Annotated in this window: 19 protein-coding genes; 15 read left to right on the top strand and 4 right to left on the bottom strand. The window is 64.0% G+C overall.

The features are described 5' to 3' along the window. The first annotated feature begins 6 nt into the window (after window positions 1–6). Window positions 7–861, top strand: a complete 855-nt coding sequence (locus AC1C2O_RS16345; RefSeq protein WP_495431499.1) for a PPK2 family polyphosphate kinase — start codon at window positions 7–9, stop codon at window positions 859–861. A gap of 212 nt (window positions 862–1,073) precedes the next feature. Here AC1C2O_RS16345 and AC1C2O_RS16350 read toward each other — a convergent pair whose 3' ends face one another. Then, window positions 1,074–2,357, bottom strand: coding sequence for an isochorismate synthase (locus AC1C2O_RS16350; protein WP_495431760.1), 1,284 nt, complete (start codon window positions 2,355–2,357; stop codon window positions 1,074–1,076). A gap of 92 nt (window positions 2,358–2,449) precedes the next feature. On the opposite strand from AC1C2O_RS16350, the gene AC1C2O_RS16355 reads away from it, so the two are divergent. The 7 genes from AC1C2O_RS16355 to AC1C2O_RS16385 are packed head-to-tail and all read left to right on the top strand — an operon-like array spanning window position 2,450 to window position 9,459. Then, window positions 2,450–3,052: a DUF402 domain-containing protein gene (locus AC1C2O_RS16355; RefSeq protein ID WP_495431500.1), complete on the top strand. Its 603-nt coding sequence runs from the start codon at window positions 2,450–2,452 to the stop codon at window positions 3,050–3,052. A gap of 54 nt (window positions 3,053–3,106) precedes the next feature. Continuing rightward, window positions 3,107–4,024 (top strand): hypothetical protein, encoded by a 918-nt coding sequence (locus tag AC1C2O_RS16360; protein ID WP_495431501.1) that lies wholly within the window; start codon window positions 3,107–3,109, stop codon window positions 4,022–4,024. A 51-nt stretch (window positions 4,025–4,075) separates the two neighbouring features. After that, window positions 4,076–4,807, top strand: coding sequence for a bifunctional demethylmenaquinone methyltransferase/2-methoxy-6-polyprenyl-1,4-benzoquinol methylase UbiE (ubiE, locus tag AC1C2O_RS16365; RefSeq protein ID WP_495431502.1), 732 nt, complete (start codon window positions 4,076–4,078; stop codon window positions 4,805–4,807). Between the two features lie 21 nt (window positions 4,808–4,828). After that, a complete protein-coding gene (locus AC1C2O_RS16370; protein ID WP_495431503.1) occupies window positions 4,829–5,890 on the top strand; it encodes a polyprenyl synthetase family protein in 1,062 nt (353 codons plus the stop codon). Window positions 5,891–5,927: 37 nt separating this feature from the next. Next, the gene (locus tag AC1C2O_RS16375) at window positions 5,928–7,301 is read left to right on the top strand and encodes an FAD-dependent oxidoreductase (RefSeq protein WP_495431504.1); all 1,374 of its coding nucleotides are present in this window, start codon (window positions 5,928–5,930) and stop codon (window positions 7,299–7,301) included. Window positions 7,302–7,331: 30 nt separating this feature from the next. After that, the gene (locus AC1C2O_RS16380; RefSeq protein ID WP_495431505.1) at window positions 7,332–8,384 is read left to right on the top strand and encodes a hypothetical protein; all 1,053 of its coding nucleotides are present in this window, start codon (window positions 7,332–7,334) and stop codon (window positions 8,382–8,384) included. Window positions 8,385–8,409: 25 nt separating this feature from the next. Beyond that, complete coding sequence (locus AC1C2O_RS16385) at window positions 8,410–9,459, top strand: alpha/beta hydrolase (RefSeq protein ID WP_495431506.1); 1,050 nt, start codon at window positions 8,410–8,412, stop codon at window positions 9,457–9,459. 178 nt (window positions 9,460–9,637) lie between these two features. Here AC1C2O_RS16385 and AC1C2O_RS16390 read toward each other — a convergent pair whose 3' ends face one another. Next, window positions 9,638–10,051 carry a DUF2255 family protein gene (locus AC1C2O_RS16390; protein WP_495431507.1) on the bottom strand — a complete coding sequence of 138 codons (414 nt, stop codon included), beginning with the start codon at window positions 10,049–10,051 and terminating at the stop codon, window positions 9,638–9,640. A gap of 1,026 nt (window positions 10,052–11,077) precedes the next feature. Between AC1C2O_RS16390 and AC1C2O_RS16395 the strand changes: the two genes are divergently transcribed. Both AC1C2O_RS16395 and AC1C2O_RS16400 read left to right on the top strand, forming a co-directional pair. Continuing rightward, on the top strand, window positions 11,078–11,416 hold the full coding sequence (locus AC1C2O_RS16395) for a ribbon-helix-helix domain-containing protein (RefSeq protein WP_495431508.1): 339 nt from the start codon (window positions 11,078–11,080) through the stop codon (window positions 11,414–11,416). Window positions 11,417–11,608: 192 nt separating this feature from the next. Beyond that, the gene (locus AC1C2O_RS16400) at window positions 11,609–12,283 is read left to right on the top strand and encodes a hypothetical protein (RefSeq protein WP_495431509.1); all 675 of its coding nucleotides are present in this window, start codon (window positions 11,609–11,611) and stop codon (window positions 12,281–12,283) included. Window positions 12,284–12,331: 48 nt separating this feature from the next. On the opposite strand, the gene AC1C2O_RS16405 is transcribed toward AC1C2O_RS16400, so the two are convergent. After that, on the bottom strand, window positions 12,332–12,826 hold the full coding sequence (locus AC1C2O_RS16405; RefSeq protein ID WP_495431510.1) for a hypothetical protein: 495 nt from the start codon (window positions 12,824–12,826) through the stop codon (window positions 12,332–12,334). Between the two features lie 238 nt (window positions 12,827–13,064). On the opposite strand from AC1C2O_RS16405, the gene AC1C2O_RS16410 reads away from it, so the two are divergent. Continuing rightward, window positions 13,065–13,331 (top strand): helix-turn-helix domain-containing protein, encoded by a 267-nt coding sequence (locus AC1C2O_RS16410; protein WP_495431761.1) that lies wholly within the window; start codon window positions 13,065–13,067, stop codon window positions 13,329–13,331. 307 nt (window positions 13,332–13,638) lie between these two features. Here the strand turns inward: AC1C2O_RS16410 and AC1C2O_RS16415 are convergent, their stop codons facing one another. Next, window positions 13,639–14,124: a hypothetical protein gene (locus tag AC1C2O_RS16415; RefSeq protein WP_495431511.1), complete on the bottom strand. Its 486-nt coding sequence runs from the start codon at window positions 14,122–14,124 to the stop codon at window positions 13,639–13,641. Between the two features lie 1,060 nt (window positions 14,125–15,184). Here AC1C2O_RS16415 and AC1C2O_RS16420 point away from each other — a divergent pair. From AC1C2O_RS16420 to AC1C2O_RS16435, 4 genes are read left to right on the top strand one after another with little or no spacing between them, the layout of a single operon-like run. After that, window positions 15,185–15,784, top strand: coding sequence for an RNA polymerase sigma factor (locus AC1C2O_RS16420; RefSeq protein WP_495431512.1), 600 nt, complete (start codon window positions 15,185–15,187; stop codon window positions 15,782–15,784). Next, entirely contained in the window at window positions 15,747–16,928 is a 1,182-nt protein-coding gene (locus AC1C2O_RS16425; protein WP_495431513.1) for a CU044_5270 family protein, read from the top strand. Before AC1C2O_RS16420 ends, AC1C2O_RS16425 begins: the two co-directional genes overlap by 38 nt. Before the next feature lie 14 nt (window positions 16,929–16,942). After that, window positions 16,943–17,077 (top strand): hypothetical protein, encoded by a 135-nt coding sequence (locus AC1C2O_RS16430; RefSeq protein WP_495431514.1) that lies wholly within the window; start codon window positions 16,943–16,945, stop codon window positions 17,075–17,077. 2 nt (window positions 17,078–17,079) lie between these two features. Beyond that, a complete protein-coding gene (locus tag AC1C2O_RS16435) occupies window positions 17,080–17,211 on the top strand; it encodes a hypothetical protein (protein ID WP_495431515.1) in 132 nt (43 codons plus the stop codon). Window positions 17,212–17,274 lie beyond the last annotated feature (63 nt).

The raw sequence follows: 17,274 nt of genomic DNA on the forward strand, positions 1-17,274 counted from the left end.
GTACGCATGAGCACACGAGGCTGGACAGGCGAAGCATCCGAGATCCTGCGAGTTGGGGAGGGGTTCCAGCTTTCCGCTGTCGAGCCGGACAGCCATCCCGGCTATGACGGCGACAAGAAGAGCGGTGCGAAGGAGCTCGCGGCGGGGATTCAGTCGCTCAGCGAGTTGCAGGAGCGACTGTTCGCGGCCAGCCGTGCGGGAGTCGCGAAGGACTCCGTGCTGCTTGTGCTGCAGGCGATGGACTCCGCCGGCAAGGGTGGCATTGTCAGGCATGTGGTCGGCGGTGTGGACCCGCAGGGGATCACACTCGCGGCGTTCAAAGCGCCGACGCCAGAGGAACTCGAGCACGACTTCCTCTGGCGCATCAAGAAGCGGCTGCCGGAGGCCGGGTTCATCGGGGTCTTCGATCGCTCGCACTACGAGGATGTCCTGGTCGGCAAGGTCGCCGCTCTCGCCGACGAGAAAGAGATCGAACGGCGCTACAGCGCGATCAACGACTTCGAGGCTCAAATCACGGCATCCGGAGTTCGCGTCATCAAGGTCATGCTGCACATCTCACCGGAGGAGCAGAAAGCCCGGCTTATGGAGCGCCTGGAGCGTCCAGACAAGCACTGGAAGTACAACCCCGGCGACGTCGATGCACGACTTCTCTGGCCGGAGTATATGGCTGCGTATCAGACCGTGTTCGAGCGGACCTCGACCGATGTGGCGCCGTGGCATGTGATTCCGGCGAACAGCAAGTGGTACGCGCGCCTCGCAGTCCAGGAGTTGCTGCTGAAGGCGTTGGAAGACATTGACCCGCAGTGGCCGGCCGCCGATTACGACGTCGAGGCCGAGAAGAAACGGCTCGCGGCGAGCTGAGCCTCAGCGCTGCGGCTCATTCGCTCGGCTCGCGCGCCGGGAGGTGTCGCACTTGGCCGCTTCGTGACGCTCGATTCGGCAATCTGCGACACCCGCGTGCGTGGCCCCTTTCGGGAGGTGTCCCACTTGGCCGCTTCACCGACCGGATGGCGGCAATCTGCGACACCCGCCGAACCAGAGCCGCCGTCGCACCAGGTCAGGCGCGCGGCATCTCACGCCAGCGCGTCGACTATCGGGCGGAACTTCACCCGCGTCTCGAGCAGCTCGGTTTCCGGATCGCTCGCGGCGACGATGCCGGCGCCCGCGTAGGCGGTGACTCCGATCGTGTTCGAGTATTCGGCGAAGCGCCGCACCGGCCCGATCTCGAACTGCGCACAGCGCAGGGCGATCGCCCATTCACCGTTGCCGTTGCCGTCGATCCAGCCGACAGGTCCCGCGTAACGCCCCCGGTCGAACGGCTCGAGTTCGCGGATCGCGGCGACCGCGACATCTGTCGGCGTCCCCGCCACCGCAGCGGTGGGATGCAACGCCCCCACCAGATCCAGCGCCGATTCTCCGTCCGACAGTTCGCCCTCCACATCAGTGGCGAGGTGGAACAGGTTCGGCAGCTTGAGCAGGAACGGCTGCTCACTCGACGCCATGGCGCGCACGTGCGGACGCAACGATGTCAGCAGGCTCTGCACCGCATACTGGTGCTCGTCGAGATCCTTGGTGCTCGAGGCGAGATGAGCCGAGGCCAAGGCATCCTCGTCGGCATCAGCGCCACGGCCGATCGTGCCAGCCAGCACCCGAGCGGTCACGGTGCCGTTCTGCACCGTGACGAGAGTCTCCGGGCTCGCGCCGATCAGACCGTCGACGGAGAATGCCCACGTGTCGGGGTATCCGGTCGACAGGGCGCGCACGAGTCGGCGCAGGTCGGAGCCCACCGGAATCGTGCCGGAAAGGTCACGCGCCAGCACGACCTTGCTCATCTCTCCATCGCCGATGCGGTCGAGCGCGCGGCGCACCGACGCCTGATATCCCTCTGGGGTCTGCGCGCCAGGGCCGAGCGTGCCCGCCCAGTGCGGTCCGTACGCGCATGGCTCGATCGTGGCATCCGGCTGGTCTTGGGGCAGATCTTCGCCTGCCGGCGCGATGCGGGTGATCCAGCCGCGCCCCTGATGCTTGCCGAGAATCACCGACGGCACGATCAGCACGCTGTCGGCGGCCGAATCCTCGTCAAACGTCAGCGCACCGAATCCGACGAGGCCGGAACCGGGAAGGTTCACCGCATCGTCGATCTCAGCGGCATCCGCCAGCTTTCGCCACGAATCCGCAATAAGCGTGCTGCGCATGGTGGTCGTTCCCGCCGGGACACGGATGAACACCGGCATCCCGTCGCCGACCGCGACGATTCCGTCGCCACGGCGCAGCCAGGCGAGGGGAGTGGTGGGGTGTGCATAGGCCAGCAGATCGTCGACCGGATCGATCTCACGGGTCTCTACGATCAGGCGCATGCTCACCCTTCCAGAATAGCGAGTGGTCGCGCGTGGCTCGGATCCTGGACGATTTCGAGCCACAACCACCACTCGCAATTTAGGGTGGGGGAATGACGACGGATGCACGGCCAGCACCAGGAACCGAGATGATCCTTCAGTGGCGGAAGTGGGACGGCTCCCCGCACTGGCGTCACGAATCCGTCTACCTCGGGGCGGACGAGTGGGGCGATTGGATCGGCCAGCCGATCGGATGGCGCAGCGCGCGTCCCGGCGCGCAGTTCGACGCCGACGGCTTGAATGTGACGCTGATTCCGGCGGTCGACTATGCCGGCCGGCGCGACAAGGCCACGCTTCTCGCGCCGGAGGGAGACCACTCCATCACGGTCTACCGCAACCACCCGCACCAGATGCGCGTCTACATCGATCTCGGCTGGGACATCCGCTGGAGTGATGACGATCCGTTCCTTGCCACCGGCATCGATATGGACCTCGACGTCATCCGGGTCGAGGGTGAGCGCGGCACCTGGGTCGATGACCGCGACGAGTGGGCTGAGCACAGCATCCAATACGGCTATCCGGCCGAGGTCATGACGCGCCTCGAGTCCCTCACTCTCGATCTTGAGACCAGAGTTCGAAACCAGGTCGCCCCGTTTGACGAGGCGACCGCCGATCTCTGGCTCGACCGCCTGGAAGCCCTCGGCCTGAACCGCTGAACCGCTGATTGCGGGTGGTCAGGGCGGCCTGACCGCCGCTGACAGGATGAGAACATGCGTGTTCACAGCCTTGCCCGAAGCATCCTTGCCGCTGCCGTCGTCCTGACCGCGGCCCTGACGCTGACGGCGTGCGGCGACGACGAGCCTGCGGCCGACTCCACCCCCACGCCGACCGCGTCGGCAGCACCCGCCATCGCGCTGGATTCCCTGCTCACGATCGATGTCCCTTCTCTCTGCGAGCATCCAGCAGGAACGCTTGTAGACGGCGTACTGCCCGGCATCGCCGAGTTCGACGGCCGGGTGATGTTGGGGGCGGAACTGATCGGCGAAATGCAGTCCGGTGCGACGGAGAGCGCATTCGCGCTGACCGGAACGGATGCCGAGGGCGAGCAGTTCCTGGCGGCATCCGTCTACTGCGACCGTGGCGGCGTCGCGTGGCCGAACCAGGTCGTGGTGTGGGATGCCGACCTCGCACTGGTCGGAGTGTTCGAACCGGCCGTCCTCACCGGCGGCGACCGGGAGGTCATCGTCGAGCTCGGAACCGCAGAGAACGGATTCTTCGCCCGCTGGTACGCCCCGACACTGTACGACCCCTCCTGCTGCTTCCAGCTGTCGGCCGACGGCACCGTGACGGTGGACGTCGCCGGAGCGACGCTCACCCCCACTGCGCCGGCGCTTCAGCGTGGCGAGACTCAGGTGCGTGCGGTCTTCGAATCAGCGCTCGCAGGAACAACCGCGCCGGACGTCACCGCTGCAGACGGCCTGTACGCAGGCATCAGCAGCATTGCCGAGCGTGGCGGTGAGTACGATCTCGACGGCATCGCCTGTAGCGACGTCGATATGGGTGAGATCACGCTGGCCTGCGGCATCCCGGTGAAGATGAACGGTGAGGACCGCACCTTCGTCGTCCACCCGCAGATGAAGGGGTGGGGCGAGTACGACATCCCGAAGTTCTCCCTCGAGCTTTGGTAGGCGAGCTCTGGTGACCGAGCAGTCGCAGCGGCGGCGACCTAAACTAGACGGGTGACTGAGCACAATCGCGCCGACCTCGGCAAGGACCCCCAGCGCGTCAGCGGGATGTTCGACCAGGTGGCGGCCGGCTACGACCGCACCAACACCGTCATGACGTTCGGCAATGATGCGTTCTGGCGTGCCGCCACGACCCGTGCTGTCGCTCCAAAACGCGGCGAGCGGATTCTCGATCTTGCCGCAGGTACGGCATCCTCCTCGGCGTCGCTTGCCGCCAGCGGAGCCGAGGTCGTCGCAGCCGATTTCTCGCCGGGGATGCTGGCCGAGGGCAAGCGCCGGCACGGACACCTGAGCAACCTCTCGTTCGTCGAAGCCGATGCGATGAACTTGCCGTTCGCCGACAACGAGTTCGACGCGGTCACGATGTCATATGGCCTGCGCAACGTGCAGCAGCCGAAGAAGGCGCTCGCCGAGTTGTTCAGGGTCACCAAGCCAGGTGGCAGGCTCGTTGTCAACGAGTTCTCCACACCTCCAGGCAAGGCCTTTCGCGGGCTCTACCGCTTCTACAACGCCCAGGTTCTGCCGCGGGTGGCGCGCGTCGCCGGCACCAACAGCGACGCCTACGACTACCTCAACGAATCAATCAAGGACTGGCCGGATCAGAAGAAGCTGTCCGCCTGGATCCGCGAGGCCGGTTGGACGGATGTCGCGTTCCGCAACCTCTCGTTCGGCATCGTCGCACTGCATCGGGCCACGAAGCCCGCTTCGGCGACGAAGAGCGCGTGAGCCACGGGTAGGGTGGAAACCGTGACTTCGAGCCCTGCCGCCCCGGGTTCGCGACTCGCGAGCCGGCTCGGCTTCAGCGACCGCGTTTTCATCGGCCGCGCCGCGCGTCGGGTCGCCGATGAGATTGAGGCGGGCCTTGACCTCGTCGAGAGCGGGCTGGCCGAAGATCTGCGGGTCGCCGACTCCATCGCGGATGCCGCGTCCCGCTACCTCTACGAGGCAGGGGGCAAGCGCATCCGCCCGGTGCTGACGCTGCTGACCGCTCAGCTCGGCGAGGGCAACATCCCCGCAGTGATCGATATCGCCAAGGCGCTGGAGATGACGCACCTCGGCTCGCTCTATCACGATGACGTCATGGACGGCGCTGACCGCCGCCGAGGCGTTCCCGCAGCGCACGCCGTGTGGGGCAACAACGTCGCCATTCTCACCGGCGACATCCTCTTCTCTCGCGCCAGCCAGCTCATGGCGCGCTATGGCGACCGCGCGATCAAGCTGCAGGCCGACACCTTCGAACGACTCGTCATGGGCCAGTTGCATGAAACTGTCGGGGTGCAGCCGGGCGACGACCCGATCGAGTTTTACATTCAGGTGCTCGCCGACAAGACGGGCTCGTTGCTCGCCGCGGCGACGCAGGGCGGTGCGATCTTCTCGAACGCCCCAGCCGAGTACGTCGAGCCACTGCGGGTGTATGGCGAGAAGGTCGGCGTCGCATTCCAGTTGCTGGATGACGTAATCGACCTGTCTGCCAACCCGGAGGAGACGGGAAAGGTCCCCGGCACCGATCTTCGCGCCGGCGTGCCGACGATGCCCTATCTGCTGTTGAAGGCAGAGTCGGATGCCGCGGCCGCTGAGCTTGCCGCGCGCATCGATGACGGTGTGGCTCGAATCGCCGACGGCGCTGATGCCGTGCTCCTCGACGTGCCGTTGGCCGAGCTCCGCGACCACGCGGTGACGCAGAAGACGCTCGAGCTCGCGCGCACTTGGACGCGCGACGCCATCGACGCACTGGCACCGCTGCCCAAGGGTGCGGTGCGCGAGGCGCTGACCCGCTTCGCGGAATCTCTTGCTGACCGCAGCAGCTGATCGAACCTCGATCGCCGCAGCATCCGAAAGGACACTCATGACCAAGCTTCGCCTGGCCATCGTCGGGGCCGGCCCCGCCGGAATCTACGCCGCTGACATCCTGCTGAAGACCGAACGGTCCTTCGACGTCTCCATCGACCTGTTCGAGCAGCTGCCCGCGCCTTATGGTCTCGTTCGCTACGGCGTCGCCCCTGACCACCCGCGCATCAAGGGCGTCATCAACGCCCTCCGCGACGTGCTTGACCGCGGCGACATCCGCATCTTCGGCAACGTGCGCTTCGGTGAGGACATCACTCTCAGCGACCTGAAGAAGCACTACAACGCGGTGATCTTCTCCACGGGCGCGATCCGCGACACGAGGCTCGACGTTCCCGGGGTCGACGCCGATGGGTCGTTCGGTGCGGCCGACTTCGTCAGCTGGTTCGATGGTCACCCCGATGTGCCCCGTGAGTGGCCGCTGGATGCCGAATCTGTTGCCGTGCTCGGCAATGGCAACGTCGCGCTCGACGTGGCGCGCATGCTGGCCAAGCACGCAGAAGACCTGCTGCCGACCGAGATCCCCGACAACATTCACGCGGGACTCGAGGCCTCGAAGATCACCGATGTGCACGTGTTCGGCCGTCGTGGCCCAGCGCAGGTGAAGTTCACCCCGCTCGAGCTGCGCGAGCTCGGCGACCTGCGAGACGTCGACATGGTCGTCTACGACGAGGACTTCGACTACGACGAGGCATCCCTTGCTGCCGTCGCCAGCAACAAGCAGGTCAAGGTCATCGACCGCGTGCTGCAGTCATGGCGCCAGCTGCCGTCGGCGAACAATGCCGGGGGCGAGGCCTCCCGCCGCCTGCACCTGCACTTCTGGTCGAAGCCCATTGAGATCAAGACGGATGCCGAAGGCAAGGTCGCGGCGATCGTCTACGAGCGCACGCGTCCAGACGGCTCCGGCGGGCTTGAAGGCACCGGCGAGATGCGCGAGATCGCAATCGGTCAGCTGTACCGCGCCGTGGGGTACTTCGGTTCGCCGCTGAAGGATGTTCCCTTCGATAAGCGTCACGGCGTCATCCCGAACCACGAGGGTCAGGTGCTCGCCAAGGACTCCAATGAGCGTGTTCCCGGCGTGTACGCCACCGGCTGGATTAAGCGCGGACCGGTGGGACTCATCGGTCACACCAAGTCGGATGCCATGGAGACCGTGCAGCACCTCGTTAACGACCAGGGCTCGTGGTGGCATCCGGAAGATCCGTCTGAGACGGCCATCCCTGCGCTTCTCGAATCGCGTGGCGTGAAGTGGACCGACCTCGAAGGTTGGCACCGCCTCGACCAGCACGAGCTTGCTCTCGGCGCGCCGCACGAGCGCGTGCGGGTCAAGGTCGTCCCCCGGGACGAGATGGTGCGGATCTCCCGCGGGGAGTGAACTCCGCCGCGCGCCCCCTATGCTGATCGCATGAACAGGCCTGCGGTGGTCGCGACCATCACTCTTCTTGTTGCCCTTCTCGCCGGATGCACCGGCCAGCCGGAGCCGACGCCGGAGCCGACGGCCAGCACCGTGCCCTCGCCGAGTCCGACTGCGACCGAGGATCCGCTGCCGGGTTCTACGCCGGTAAGCGCCTTCGACATTGACTGCGATCAGGTGGCTGCGGCGATGGAACGATTCGTCGGATTCGGGGCGGATGGTGTGAAGGAGCGCGTCGCGCTGGCATCCGCGCCTGGATGGTACGCCGGCCCGGCCGAGTTCATGACGCAACGTGCAGGCGGCGCCGTGTGCTCGTTCGACGGAGTGCCAAGCGGGGACAGCGCGCAGGACAGCTGGCGCGTCATGATCGTTCCCGGGGCCCAGGCGATCGTCGACGGGGTGGTCGCTGCGGGGTACGACGAAATGCCGTCGGAATGCTTTGACGGCGTCTGCGTACTGACGGCCCGCGAGGGTGATGCGCTGTTGGTCGGCGAAGTGTTCACGCCCGCTCTCACGCCGGACGACACCATGGGCGCGCGCGTCTTCGCCCAGTCGTGGGTAGACAGGGCGGCGGCGAGCCAGCAGGAGGAAGGCTATGAGGTGGCGCCCTCTGTGATCGCAGGGGCCGAGTGCGAGCAACTACTGTCTGCGGAGCAGTTGGGTGCACTCTGGGGAGTGCCGGCGCATCTTGGTGACCCTTTCGGCGGTTGGGGTGTTCCGGCCGAGGTCTACCACGTGGTCAACGGAGGAGCGCTCTGTCTCTACGGAGATGACTCTGGCGATTCTGGGGAGCAGTATTTGCTGCTCACCGATCTTCCGGGTGGTGTGTGGGCCTTCGACATCCTCGACGGACGAACCGCGATCACCGTGGCCGGAGCCGATGCGGCGTACTCGAGCAGCGATGGGGCTTCGACGCCGAGCCGCATCGTCGACATCCTCGTCGGTGACGACTGGATCCGATTGACCGGGGTCGGGGAAGGCGCACCTTCTGATCTCGTGGCTGTCGCCGAAGTTGTGGCAGCGAACGTCGGGGCCCTGAAGTGACACCACTCTGACTAGGGTGGTCAGCATGGTGCATTGGGTTCCGGACGTCCTCGGAGACGAGTTCGAGCAGTGCACCCTTCCTCTCGGTGAAGACGACCAGGGCGAGGTCGTTGCGACGCTCGTGCGAGCGCTGCCTGAGCCGGTGGGCCCGCAGCCCTCTGGATGGGAGCGATTCGTCCGTCGTCTTCGTGGTGTGCCGCTGCAGGAGGAACCGCCGCTGCTTGACGGAGTCGATGTGCTCTATGTGCACGGCTGGTCGGACTATTTCTTCCAAAAGCGACTGGCGAGGTTCTGGTCGTCACGCGGCGCGCGGTTCTTCGCGCTCGATCTGCGCAAGTACGGTCGGAGTCTGCGCGATGGCCAGACGCCCGGATACATCACCAACCTGCGCACCTACGACGAGGACATCGCGGCTGCGCTCGGCGCTATTGCAGAGGATGCCGACACTTCGCGCGGTCCGCGACGCCTGGTGCTGTTGGGGCACTCGACTGGTGGGCTGGTGTTGAGCCTGTGGGCATCCCGGCATCCGGAAGCGGCATCCGCTGTCATCCTGAACGCGCCGTGGCTGGAGTTTCAGCTCGCGCCACTGCGCGCGGCGATCTCGCCGATGGTCGAGTTGCAGGCCCGGCTGCGCCCATTCGATGCCGCACCTCAGGTCGACCTCGGCTTCTACTCGCGTGCGCAGGCCGCTGTCGCCGATCCGGAAGATCCGATGGAGCCGAATCGGGTCTGGCGCCCGACACCAGCGATGGCCGTGCATGCCGGCTGGTTGCACGCCATCCTGCACGGCCATCGAACTGTTTCCGAGGGGCTGTCGATCCCGGTGCCGGTATGTGTGCTGCTGTCGACGCGTTCGGCTTTGCCGACGCGATGGTCAGAGGAGCTCACCTCGGCCGACTCGGTACTTGTCGTCGACGACATTGCGCAACGCTCGCTGAAGCTCGGAACATCCGTCACCGTCGAACGTATCGACGGTGCACTGCATGACGTGTTCCTGTCACGTAAACAGGCGCGCGACGACGCCTACGCGCGGCTGGAGCGCTGGGTGACCGGGTGGGTTCGTTCGAGCCCGTGAGTCGGGCGCTGCGGTCCGCGCTCCTGCGCGCGCCGTGACTCCGCGCGCTGCGACCCGCGCGCCGCGCGCCGTCCGGACCGTAAACGCCTTCCACTTGCCTGTTGCCGGAATGATTTCCCGGCTCCAATTCACGTCGGAGCCGGGAAATCGTTCCCCCATGCGCTGGATGCGGCTCTGGTCAGCGTGCCTCGACGATCCGCAGGGTGCACGATCGCGCGTCGTCGGTCAGCATCGCGTCAACCGACGAGGTCTGGCCGTCGTATTTGCGCCGCAGTTCGTCGTCGATCTTCAGCTGAATCTCGTCATCGACCGGTACGTACTCGGTTGCGACCTGCTCGCGCGGGAGGTTCAGTGCGGCAACGCGATCACGCTCCGCGATTGCACCGTCACCGAGGGCGAATGCCACCGGCCGGCCGGCGCACACGTGCTGATACCACCACGCTTTGGGGCCGTACACCGACCGCACATAGGGCACGCCGTCGATGACCATCGACCAGATCGGTGTGGCGATCGGCTCGCCGTTGGCTCTCGTAGTCACGATGGCGACGACCGAAGTCTCGTCCAGTACCCGCACAACATTGTCAAAGCTCATGCTGCTGAAGCTACCGCACCCTGTCATGCTCCGCGCCAGCACCTTCCCACGTCACGCGGAATCGGCTAGACCGGAGGCGTGGCGCAGAAAGCGCGCCTACCGGTAGTTGATGAACGGCATCGGTGTGTTTGCCAGTGGTTGGCCTTGGGTGAAATCCGCGAAATTACGCGGATTTCTGATTGTTTCGGAACGGGGCTGAGAGGCCTGCGCGGAGAATTCTGCGGACTTTTTGCGGACTGAACGCGGACTCGTATTCGCATTGCCGCGTAGTCTTGGCTGACTTCGCCGGTGCCATTCGAGGGTACCCCGCTCGCCCCGCTTCAATGCCCGCGCTTTCGACACTTCACAAGTTTGTCAAGGGTGGTTCCGCGGCGGCGTCGAAGAGATTGGTAACGGGTCGCCTCACTCCGACGGCGAGAGTGTAGCGGGGAGGTGACGCCTCCGTTCCTATCGTTCGCTTTTTGCAGACTCCGCTCTCCGCTGCGCTGCGAGCTCCGCTTAGCAATCGCCTCACTCGGGCACTACGTCGTCCCCTCCCCGCGTGATCAGCCGATTGTCGGAGCGAGCGGGCAGTTCGAGGCAGGAGCCTTCTCGGGTGCGTGCTCGTAGAGAGCGTTGAGGGTTCGGTAGATGTGTCGGGCTTGATGCGGCGTCGGATTTCGGATCAGGTGCGTCCTTCGGCGAGGCGTTTGTCGAGATAGGCCTTGGTGCCGGTGTGGCGACTCATCCGCGTGACCGCGATGAAATGGAGCGCTCTGTTCAGGAGCCGGTTGCCTCTGGATACGGGGACGGGGCAACTGTAGCTGCGCGAACATGGCGTCTTGTTTCTGCACAATCAAGCTGTCGAGGTAACGCTCAGTTCGTGCGAAGCGACGCCGAAAACTGGATCTGGCACGCTCTCGGTGAGTGGCTCGCAACTCCGGTGTGTCTCGTCACCCATGGGATGCGAGACACCGGTCACGCGGTCAGATGATCATCCCCCCTGACCGATATGTTCCGCTACTTGCTGCACGAAGGAGAAGCACAATGACTACTGACAAGTACGACGAGCTGGCCGCTCGCGCCGAGCGCGGCCAGCTGACTGTGAAGCCCGGTACTATCCGTCGTGGCGCGGTGGCCGCTGCCGAAGCGCGCAGCGCTCTCATGGCGGCGACGGATGCTGCGACTCCGCAGGAGGCGGTGCAGCTGGCGATGGGGCGACCGCCTGTCGGCGCGAAGCGTGGCCCGTCGCCGGTCGTGCGGGCGCGTGTACCCCAGGCGCTCAAAGATCGTGTGCACGATCTCGCGCAGCGTGAGCAGCGCGACGAGTCTGACAGTGTCCGCGAAGCTCTCGCCGCCTACGTCGAGCTGCGAGAAGCGTCCTGATTGTAGGTTCTCGGTCGAGGTGGCGGGGATTCCGCGGTAATTGGCGGATTCCTACGCGTCGCTGCGGGACTCATTCTTCTGACGGTCTTCCTCGCCTACGAGCGTCGTTTGGTCGTTCAGGGGCGAGAACCCGCTTTCGATCCGGCACTCCTGATAATCCGAGTTGTCGAGGATCTGACGTAGCGTGTAGGTATGCCGGATAGTTTCACTGATGATGAACTCAAGAGCCTCCTGGCTCGTGCGTTCTCTGCGAAAGCAGAGGGTCTGTCGCCCTATGAGCGTGAGCGATTGGAAGAGTTGCAAGCCGCTCGCACGGAGGGCGAACCAGAAGACTCCGAGGATGTCGAGAACGGATCCGAAGTGGTATCCGCCGTGGACTCGGAACAGCAACCAATAGAAGCGACGTCCGGCATGAGATTTGGGTGGCGCGGGCTGCTGTCTACCGCCGCCGCTTGTCTCGTGCTGGGCGGGCTGGTCGGCGGGTTCGTGGGGGCGCTGAACTCGTCCTCGCCATATCTAAGCCCGGACGAGATATTGGCCACTTACGGCAGTCAGTTCACCAGTGAATTGGAGATCGAGCCCCCCTCGGACGTCGATTTCGATTCGGGTTCGCTGTTCCTCTCGACTGTCATTAACGACAGGCCCGTCTGGATCGGAACGCAGGATGAGGGCAAGAGCACCTGCATGTACGTCGACTTCGGGGTCCCCGACGCCAATACTGGAGCCTGTATCGAAACTGCAACTGTGGGCAGTATCGGGGCCACGTCAAACAATCCCAAGCTATCCCCGGAAGACCGCGGAACCTACACACTCATGATCTTCGAGGATGCTTTGCCGTTTGTAACGTATGCACCGCCCTCGCCGTAGATCAGGCGGATTGGTCCTGATCTACGGCATGGACGCTGACCGCTGAGCCTACTTACGGACCTGCAACAGTAGTGAGTTAGAGGGGATGATGTTGCAGGTGTTGTAAATATTGCACGTGGCATTCCAGGTGACGTACCCGTCGTCATAGGTGACTGCGGTTGCGTACGTAGTGGACCGCATCCTCACGAATCCACCACGGCTGGTGTTCCAGGTGCCTTTCCCGTCATAGCAGTGCGTGGCCTCCTTACCGCCGATGTTGTGGTAGGTGAAGCTGACGTTGACCCCAAAGCAATTGGCCATGGTGGTGAAGTCGGGGGTCGGTGGTGTGTATGGGTGCGCGGCTACGATCTCACCTTCGGCGTTCAGGAGAACCTGAACTTCATTGCCGGCACTAGCGGCGGCCGAGAGCTCTTGCGCTTCTTCAAGTGACTGGCTCTCGCTCAGGACCAGAAGTTCAGCTGTCGAGAGCACCCCGGGCTCGGCCTGAAGCGTTGATGCGTTGTCTTCGACGACATCGTCCGCAGACGCTGCTGTTCCGCCCATGAGTCCCAGCGTCATGAGCGCAACTGATGCGAGTGCTATCCCCGTCATTCGTGAACTGAATACGTTCCGCATTGCATTTCCCTCCGTTGTTATGGTCAAGCGCGGTGCGCTGCCTTGAGACTCTCGCTCCCCGCCTCATGAAGCCAGCCAACAAACTTGCTTGTGCTCGGGTGGCGTGCTCGGATAACATCCGAGCACCACAAACGCGGGGGCTGCGGGAGGTGCAGTAGTGACAGTCGTGTTCGAAGGACCTCACAGTGACAGTCATCGTGCCGCCGCGAAGAAGCTGGGCACCAAGCTTCGCGAGATTCGTCGCGCACGCGGCTTCTCCCAAGAGCAAGTTGCCTACGACGCGGGAGTCGCGGTATACACATACAGCTCGCTGGAGCGCGGGCAGAGTGCCGCGGGAGGCGTCGCGAATCCGAGATTGACAACCTTATTGCGCATTCTTGTTGCGCTCGATGTTGAGGTCCCCGAGATCTCAAGCCCCGCGTCAGAGCGGTAGCTCCTGTTCGATCGCAAACCGCGTGTCGCTCGCCAGGCGCATGCTGGAGAAGCAGAGGAAAGGGGATCTCATGGCCAAGGCAGCAGCTGCCCTGGGCTCCGCGACCTGGCGACGCTTTCGGGACGCGGAGCACCCGACTGGGTTCTCGACGGCTGGCGACGGCCGCGGTGATGAGGGAGAGGGTCAGAAAACGACGAGTAAGTGATGTCGATGCCCACTAAGCCCGTTTCAAGGCTCAGGGGGCATCGACATTAGCCCTCGACGGAGTTGATGAAGTCTCCGACTAGACGGTCGAGGTTGATGACCTCTAACCGCCATCAACCTCGTTCTGCGTGTGTGTCCCCGCGATCGTGAACTCGCCGATCTGCTCGGTTCCGCTGACGTCATACACGCTGATTGAGCGGTCGCTGGCCCCTTGGTCTTCTTGCCACCGGAGAGCTTCCTCAGGGCTCTTGAAGGTCAACGCGGCTGAGCTTCCATTCGCATCGTCTAGATCTGTCTTATAGACATAACCTTCCATCCCATTGGTTGCCACAACCTGGATAAGGTCCGGTTCAGTATCCGGTGAGATTGCGTCTGCCGCTGACCCGTAGGTAAGACCCGATTTATTCTGCTGGTATGTCGGTGCTGCGGCTGGTGTGGTCTCTACCCCCTCATCAGAAGTCAGGCCTGCAGGCGCAAACAACGGTTGTATGGCTGCCACGGCTGCTGTGCCACCTAGAAGACCAAGCCCGGCAACAGCAACCAAACCGACAGTGAAGCGTGCTCTCCGCATTGCAACTCGTTTAGACATTGATTCACTCCGATCTTAGGAATTCTGGTTTGGGCTCTTGAATGTGTAGTTGGCCGAGTAGCCGCTTCCGTTCCACCCGTAGGAAACCCCGTAGGAGTAATACGTATCGGATATATAGCTGAAGCAAGAGTAGGCATAGACGCCAGCACCGTTGGTGGTGTTGTACTGGTTCCCTCCTTCGCACCACATGGATCCGCTCGCCGTGAACAGCCGCCCTCTTGCCCCCGCCCAACCCGCCGGTGTAGTGGAGTCACTTGTCCTGGTGTAAGTGTGAGCCCTTGCGCTGCTGGAAGGAGATTTGGTAGTCACCGTTGCGTAGTTCAAGTACTGCTTACTGCCAGCTGTGAAGTACCCGTTCGGACTTGTAGCTGTTCCAGCGATTGCCAACTGCGTGCCGGTCGAGCCCAAAAGGGCAACCAGGAAAACGCCTAGAAGAACTTTCCATTTCCAATTTCGAGAGCGAGCGATCACCATCATTTATCTCCTTGCCGCATCATTGCAGACCTGAAACTAGTGCGCTCACAGTAGCGGCTCGGATGTTATAACGCAACGGGACGTTGATCAATCCTGTATCCGTGTCGATCCGGGCATGGCCGTAGCGCTCCGGCCAGGCCAGGGTCCCCCGAAGTCGTGACTGAGGCGCGGCGACTCAAGCTCTCCCGGCTCTTCGGGGGTCAACGAGCTAACTGTCCGTATGGGGATCCGCTACTGCGACGGAACTGTCACTGTGAACCACCCTGTTACGGAGCGGGCGAAGACTGCGGTGTTTGCGGAGAGAGGAAGGTGTCCTCGTCGCCGGGGGCGTACTCCACCGTGAAGGCAACTCCCTCACGAAGCGGCGCCACAACGGCAGCGACCCGGATCGCAACTGGCGTCCGGCGGGCATCATTCGGAGGAAGATCGAGTCCGGTTTCGACCGTTTCGCACACCAAGGCTTAGTTCCGCTCGGGTAGAGAACGAGCGAATCGGGCTCCCACGAGATGCTCAACTCCTCGGCGACCTCTCCCCGGCCGCGGAAATTTACCGTGAACTCGAGTGGCCGAATCGGACAATACTTAGTATGACCACTCAAGACGGCGAGATCATCCGCCGCTCCCTCGAACAGCCAGCGGCGTTTGCTGAGCTGTACGACCGGCACGAGCGCGTCATCTTCCGCTATACGGCCCGGCGGCTTGGTGTGTCCGAGGCGGATGACATCGCTTCGGAGACGTTTCTCGTCGCGTTCGCTCGCCGTCGAGACTTCACGGGTAGCGAGGACGCGCGCCCGTGGCTGCTCGGGATTGCCACAACACTGATGCGGCAGCACGCGCGGACGGAAGCGAAGGCGTGGCGGGGCATGCTCGCGTCGGACCTGGCTCGCACCGATATCGACCAGATTGACGCCGCCGACGCTCGCCTCGACGCGAATCGCCTCACCCGCAGCCTCGGCAAAGCACTCGCCCGCTTACCTGCCGGAGACCGCGACACCCTTCTGCTGCACACGTTCGGGGATCTTGACTACGAGGGCATCAGCGAAGCGCTGAGCATTCCTGTTGGCACCGTCCGTTCACGACTGAACCGCGTGCGCCGCAAGCTGCGCGCCGTTATCGAACCGATTTTGAACCAAGAGAAGGAACAGAGCCATGGACGAAATCTCGCTCCTGCGCCGAGCGCGGACTGATATCCCCGAGCGCACTCCGGCGAGCGTTGCTCGCGGACGGGCGGCGCTATTCGCTCAGATCGAGGCGGAGACACCGTACGCGCCGTTCGCAGCTCTAGGGGATGGCACATCCTCTACCCCTCTGCCGCTGCGCCGTCGCCGTCGCCGCGCCGTCGCGTGGACCGGGTTTTCTGCCCTGGGCGCCGGCGCCCTGACCGTGGCGCTCATCGGCGGCAACGTGCTCGGAGTCGGAGGCTTGCATGGCGGCGCCGATCCGGCAGCCGCCGACGTACTGAACGCCGCAGCCATCGCCACTCTCCAAGTCACCGAGCCCTCGCTAAGCCCCGGGCAGTTTCTGCACGTGCGCAATGACGCCGTGTACATGACACAGGCATGGCTCGACGAGGACGTAGACGCCGCCCGCGTGAACGGCGTCGTGGAGGACCTCAACACGGTCGAGTCTCAGTACTACCTGCAGCGGGAGCAGCTGGAACTGTTCCGCCCTGCGGACCGCAACGACACCTGGTGGAGGATCCAGTGCCGGACAAGCGTGGCCCAGACCTTCGGCCCGAAATCCGAGCTGGCGGCGCAGCAGGACCTTGGAATGACGGAGGGGCCCATCGGGCACCTCATAGAAATGCCCGGCGGGAGGATCAAGCGCAAATCGCCAGAAGGAGAGATCAAGATCGGCAACCCGGTGGGCGGACTCTCCGTTCCGGGTGGAGCGAGCGACGACTTCACGCAGCTTCCATTGGAACCTGGCGAGCTACTCACCGAGATCTATCGTCTGACCGCCGGGAAAGGCCCTTCCCTCGACGGCGAAGCACTCGTCTGGATCGCGGACACCTTACGGGGGGGCGCAGTGCCCGCCGAATACCGCGCCGCCATGTATCAGGCGGCCGCACTCATCCCGGGCGTTACCATCACAGACGAACAGGCGACCCTCAACGGAAGTACCGGCATGGCCATCGGGCGAGATGAAACGAACAACAACTTTCGGCAGGAGATCATCATCGACCCCGCGACCGGACAGTTCATTGGGGAGCGGACGGTAGCGCTAGAAGGCTACGGCCCCATAACCGCTGGCGCCACTGTGTCGTGGACATCTGTCACGACCGAGATCGTCGATGCAGCGCCGACCGACGTGTCCACCTGTAACCCGTGACGGAAGGTACGTCTGTGAACAACCAGCTCAGCGCACAGCCAATCAGTCCGTCCGACATCACGCTTCCACCCACCACCCAGATCGACCTCACCTGGCTCATCTCAGCCACGGCGAAAGCGGCCGTCTTGGCCGCCTTCGTAGCGTCATGATCATGACGACGGACGCTCGGATAGCCTGGATCGGCGACGAACTGACCGGCGGCGGAGGTTTCGTCGCGCTCGAACGCATGCCGGAGGACTGCGAAGCGGACACCTACGCTGTCTGGCAGACAGTAGCCAAGTGATCGACCGGCGCCGCAACCCGCGAGGCGGCTCCGATTATCGATTGGCACCGATGCACGGTGATA

The organism is Microbacterium sp. Y355 (genome assembly GCF_059445345.1).

What these genes read in the sequence shown, in the direction of transcription:
- AC1C2O_RS16360 (WP_495431501.1), top strand. Translation starts at nt 3,107, where the DNA reads ATGCGTGTTCACAGCCTTGCCCGAAGCATCCTTGCCGCTGCCGTCGTC.
- AC1C2O_RS16355 (WP_495431500.1), top strand. Translation starts at nt 2,450, where the DNA reads ATGACGACGGATGCACGGCCAGCACCAGGAACCGAGATGATCCTTCAG.
- AC1C2O_RS16380 (WP_495431505.1), top strand. Translation starts at nt 7,332, where the DNA reads ATGAACAGGCCTGCGGTGGTCGCGACCATCACTCTTCTTGTTGCCCTT.
- AC1C2O_RS16345 (WP_495431499.1), top strand. Translation starts at nt 7, where the DNA reads ATGAGCACACGAGGCTGGACAGGCGAAGCATCCGAGATCCTGCGAGTT.
- AC1C2O_RS16415 (WP_495431511.1), bottom strand. Translation starts at nt 14,124, where the DNA reads ATGTCTAAACGAGTTGCAATGCGGAGAGCACGCTTCACTGTCGGTTTG.
- AC1C2O_RS16405 (WP_495431510.1), bottom strand. Translation starts at nt 12,826, where the DNA reads ATGGGCGGAACAGCAGCGTCTGCGGACGATGTCGTCGAAGACAACGCA.
- AC1C2O_RS16350 (WP_495431760.1), bottom strand. Translation starts at nt 2,357, where the DNA reads ATGCGCCTGATCGTAGAGACCCGTGAGATCGATCCGGTCGACGATCTG.
- AC1C2O_RS16420 (WP_495431512.1), top strand. Translation starts at nt 15,185, where the DNA reads ATGACCACTCAAGACGGCGAGATCATCCGCCGCTCCCTCGAACAGCCA.
- AC1C2O_RS16425 (WP_495431513.1), top strand. Translation starts at nt 15,747, where the DNA reads ATGGACGAAATCTCGCTCCTGCGCCGAGCGCGGACTGATATCCCCGAG.
- AC1C2O_RS16435 (WP_495431515.1), top strand. Translation starts at nt 17,080, where the DNA reads ATGACGACGGACGCTCGGATAGCCTGGATCGGCGACGAACTGACCGGC.
- AC1C2O_RS16390 (WP_495431507.1), bottom strand. Translation starts at nt 10,051, where the DNA reads ATGAGCTTTGACAATGTTGTGCGGGTACTGGACGAGACTTCGGTCGTC.
- AC1C2O_RS16385 (WP_495431506.1), top strand. Translation starts at nt 8,410, where the DNA reads ATGGTGCATTGGGTTCCGGACGTCCTCGGAGACGAGTTCGAGCAGTGC.
- AC1C2O_RS16375 (WP_495431504.1), top strand. Translation starts at nt 5,928, where the DNA reads ATGACCAAGCTTCGCCTGGCCATCGTCGGGGCCGGCCCCGCCGGAATC.
- AC1C2O_RS16395 (WP_495431508.1), top strand. Translation starts at nt 11,078, where the DNA reads ATGACTACTGACAAGTACGACGAGCTGGCCGCTCGCGCCGAGCGCGGC.
- AC1C2O_RS16400 (WP_495431509.1), top strand. Translation starts at nt 11,609, where the DNA reads ATGCCGGATAGTTTCACTGATGATGAACTCAAGAGCCTCCTGGCTCGT.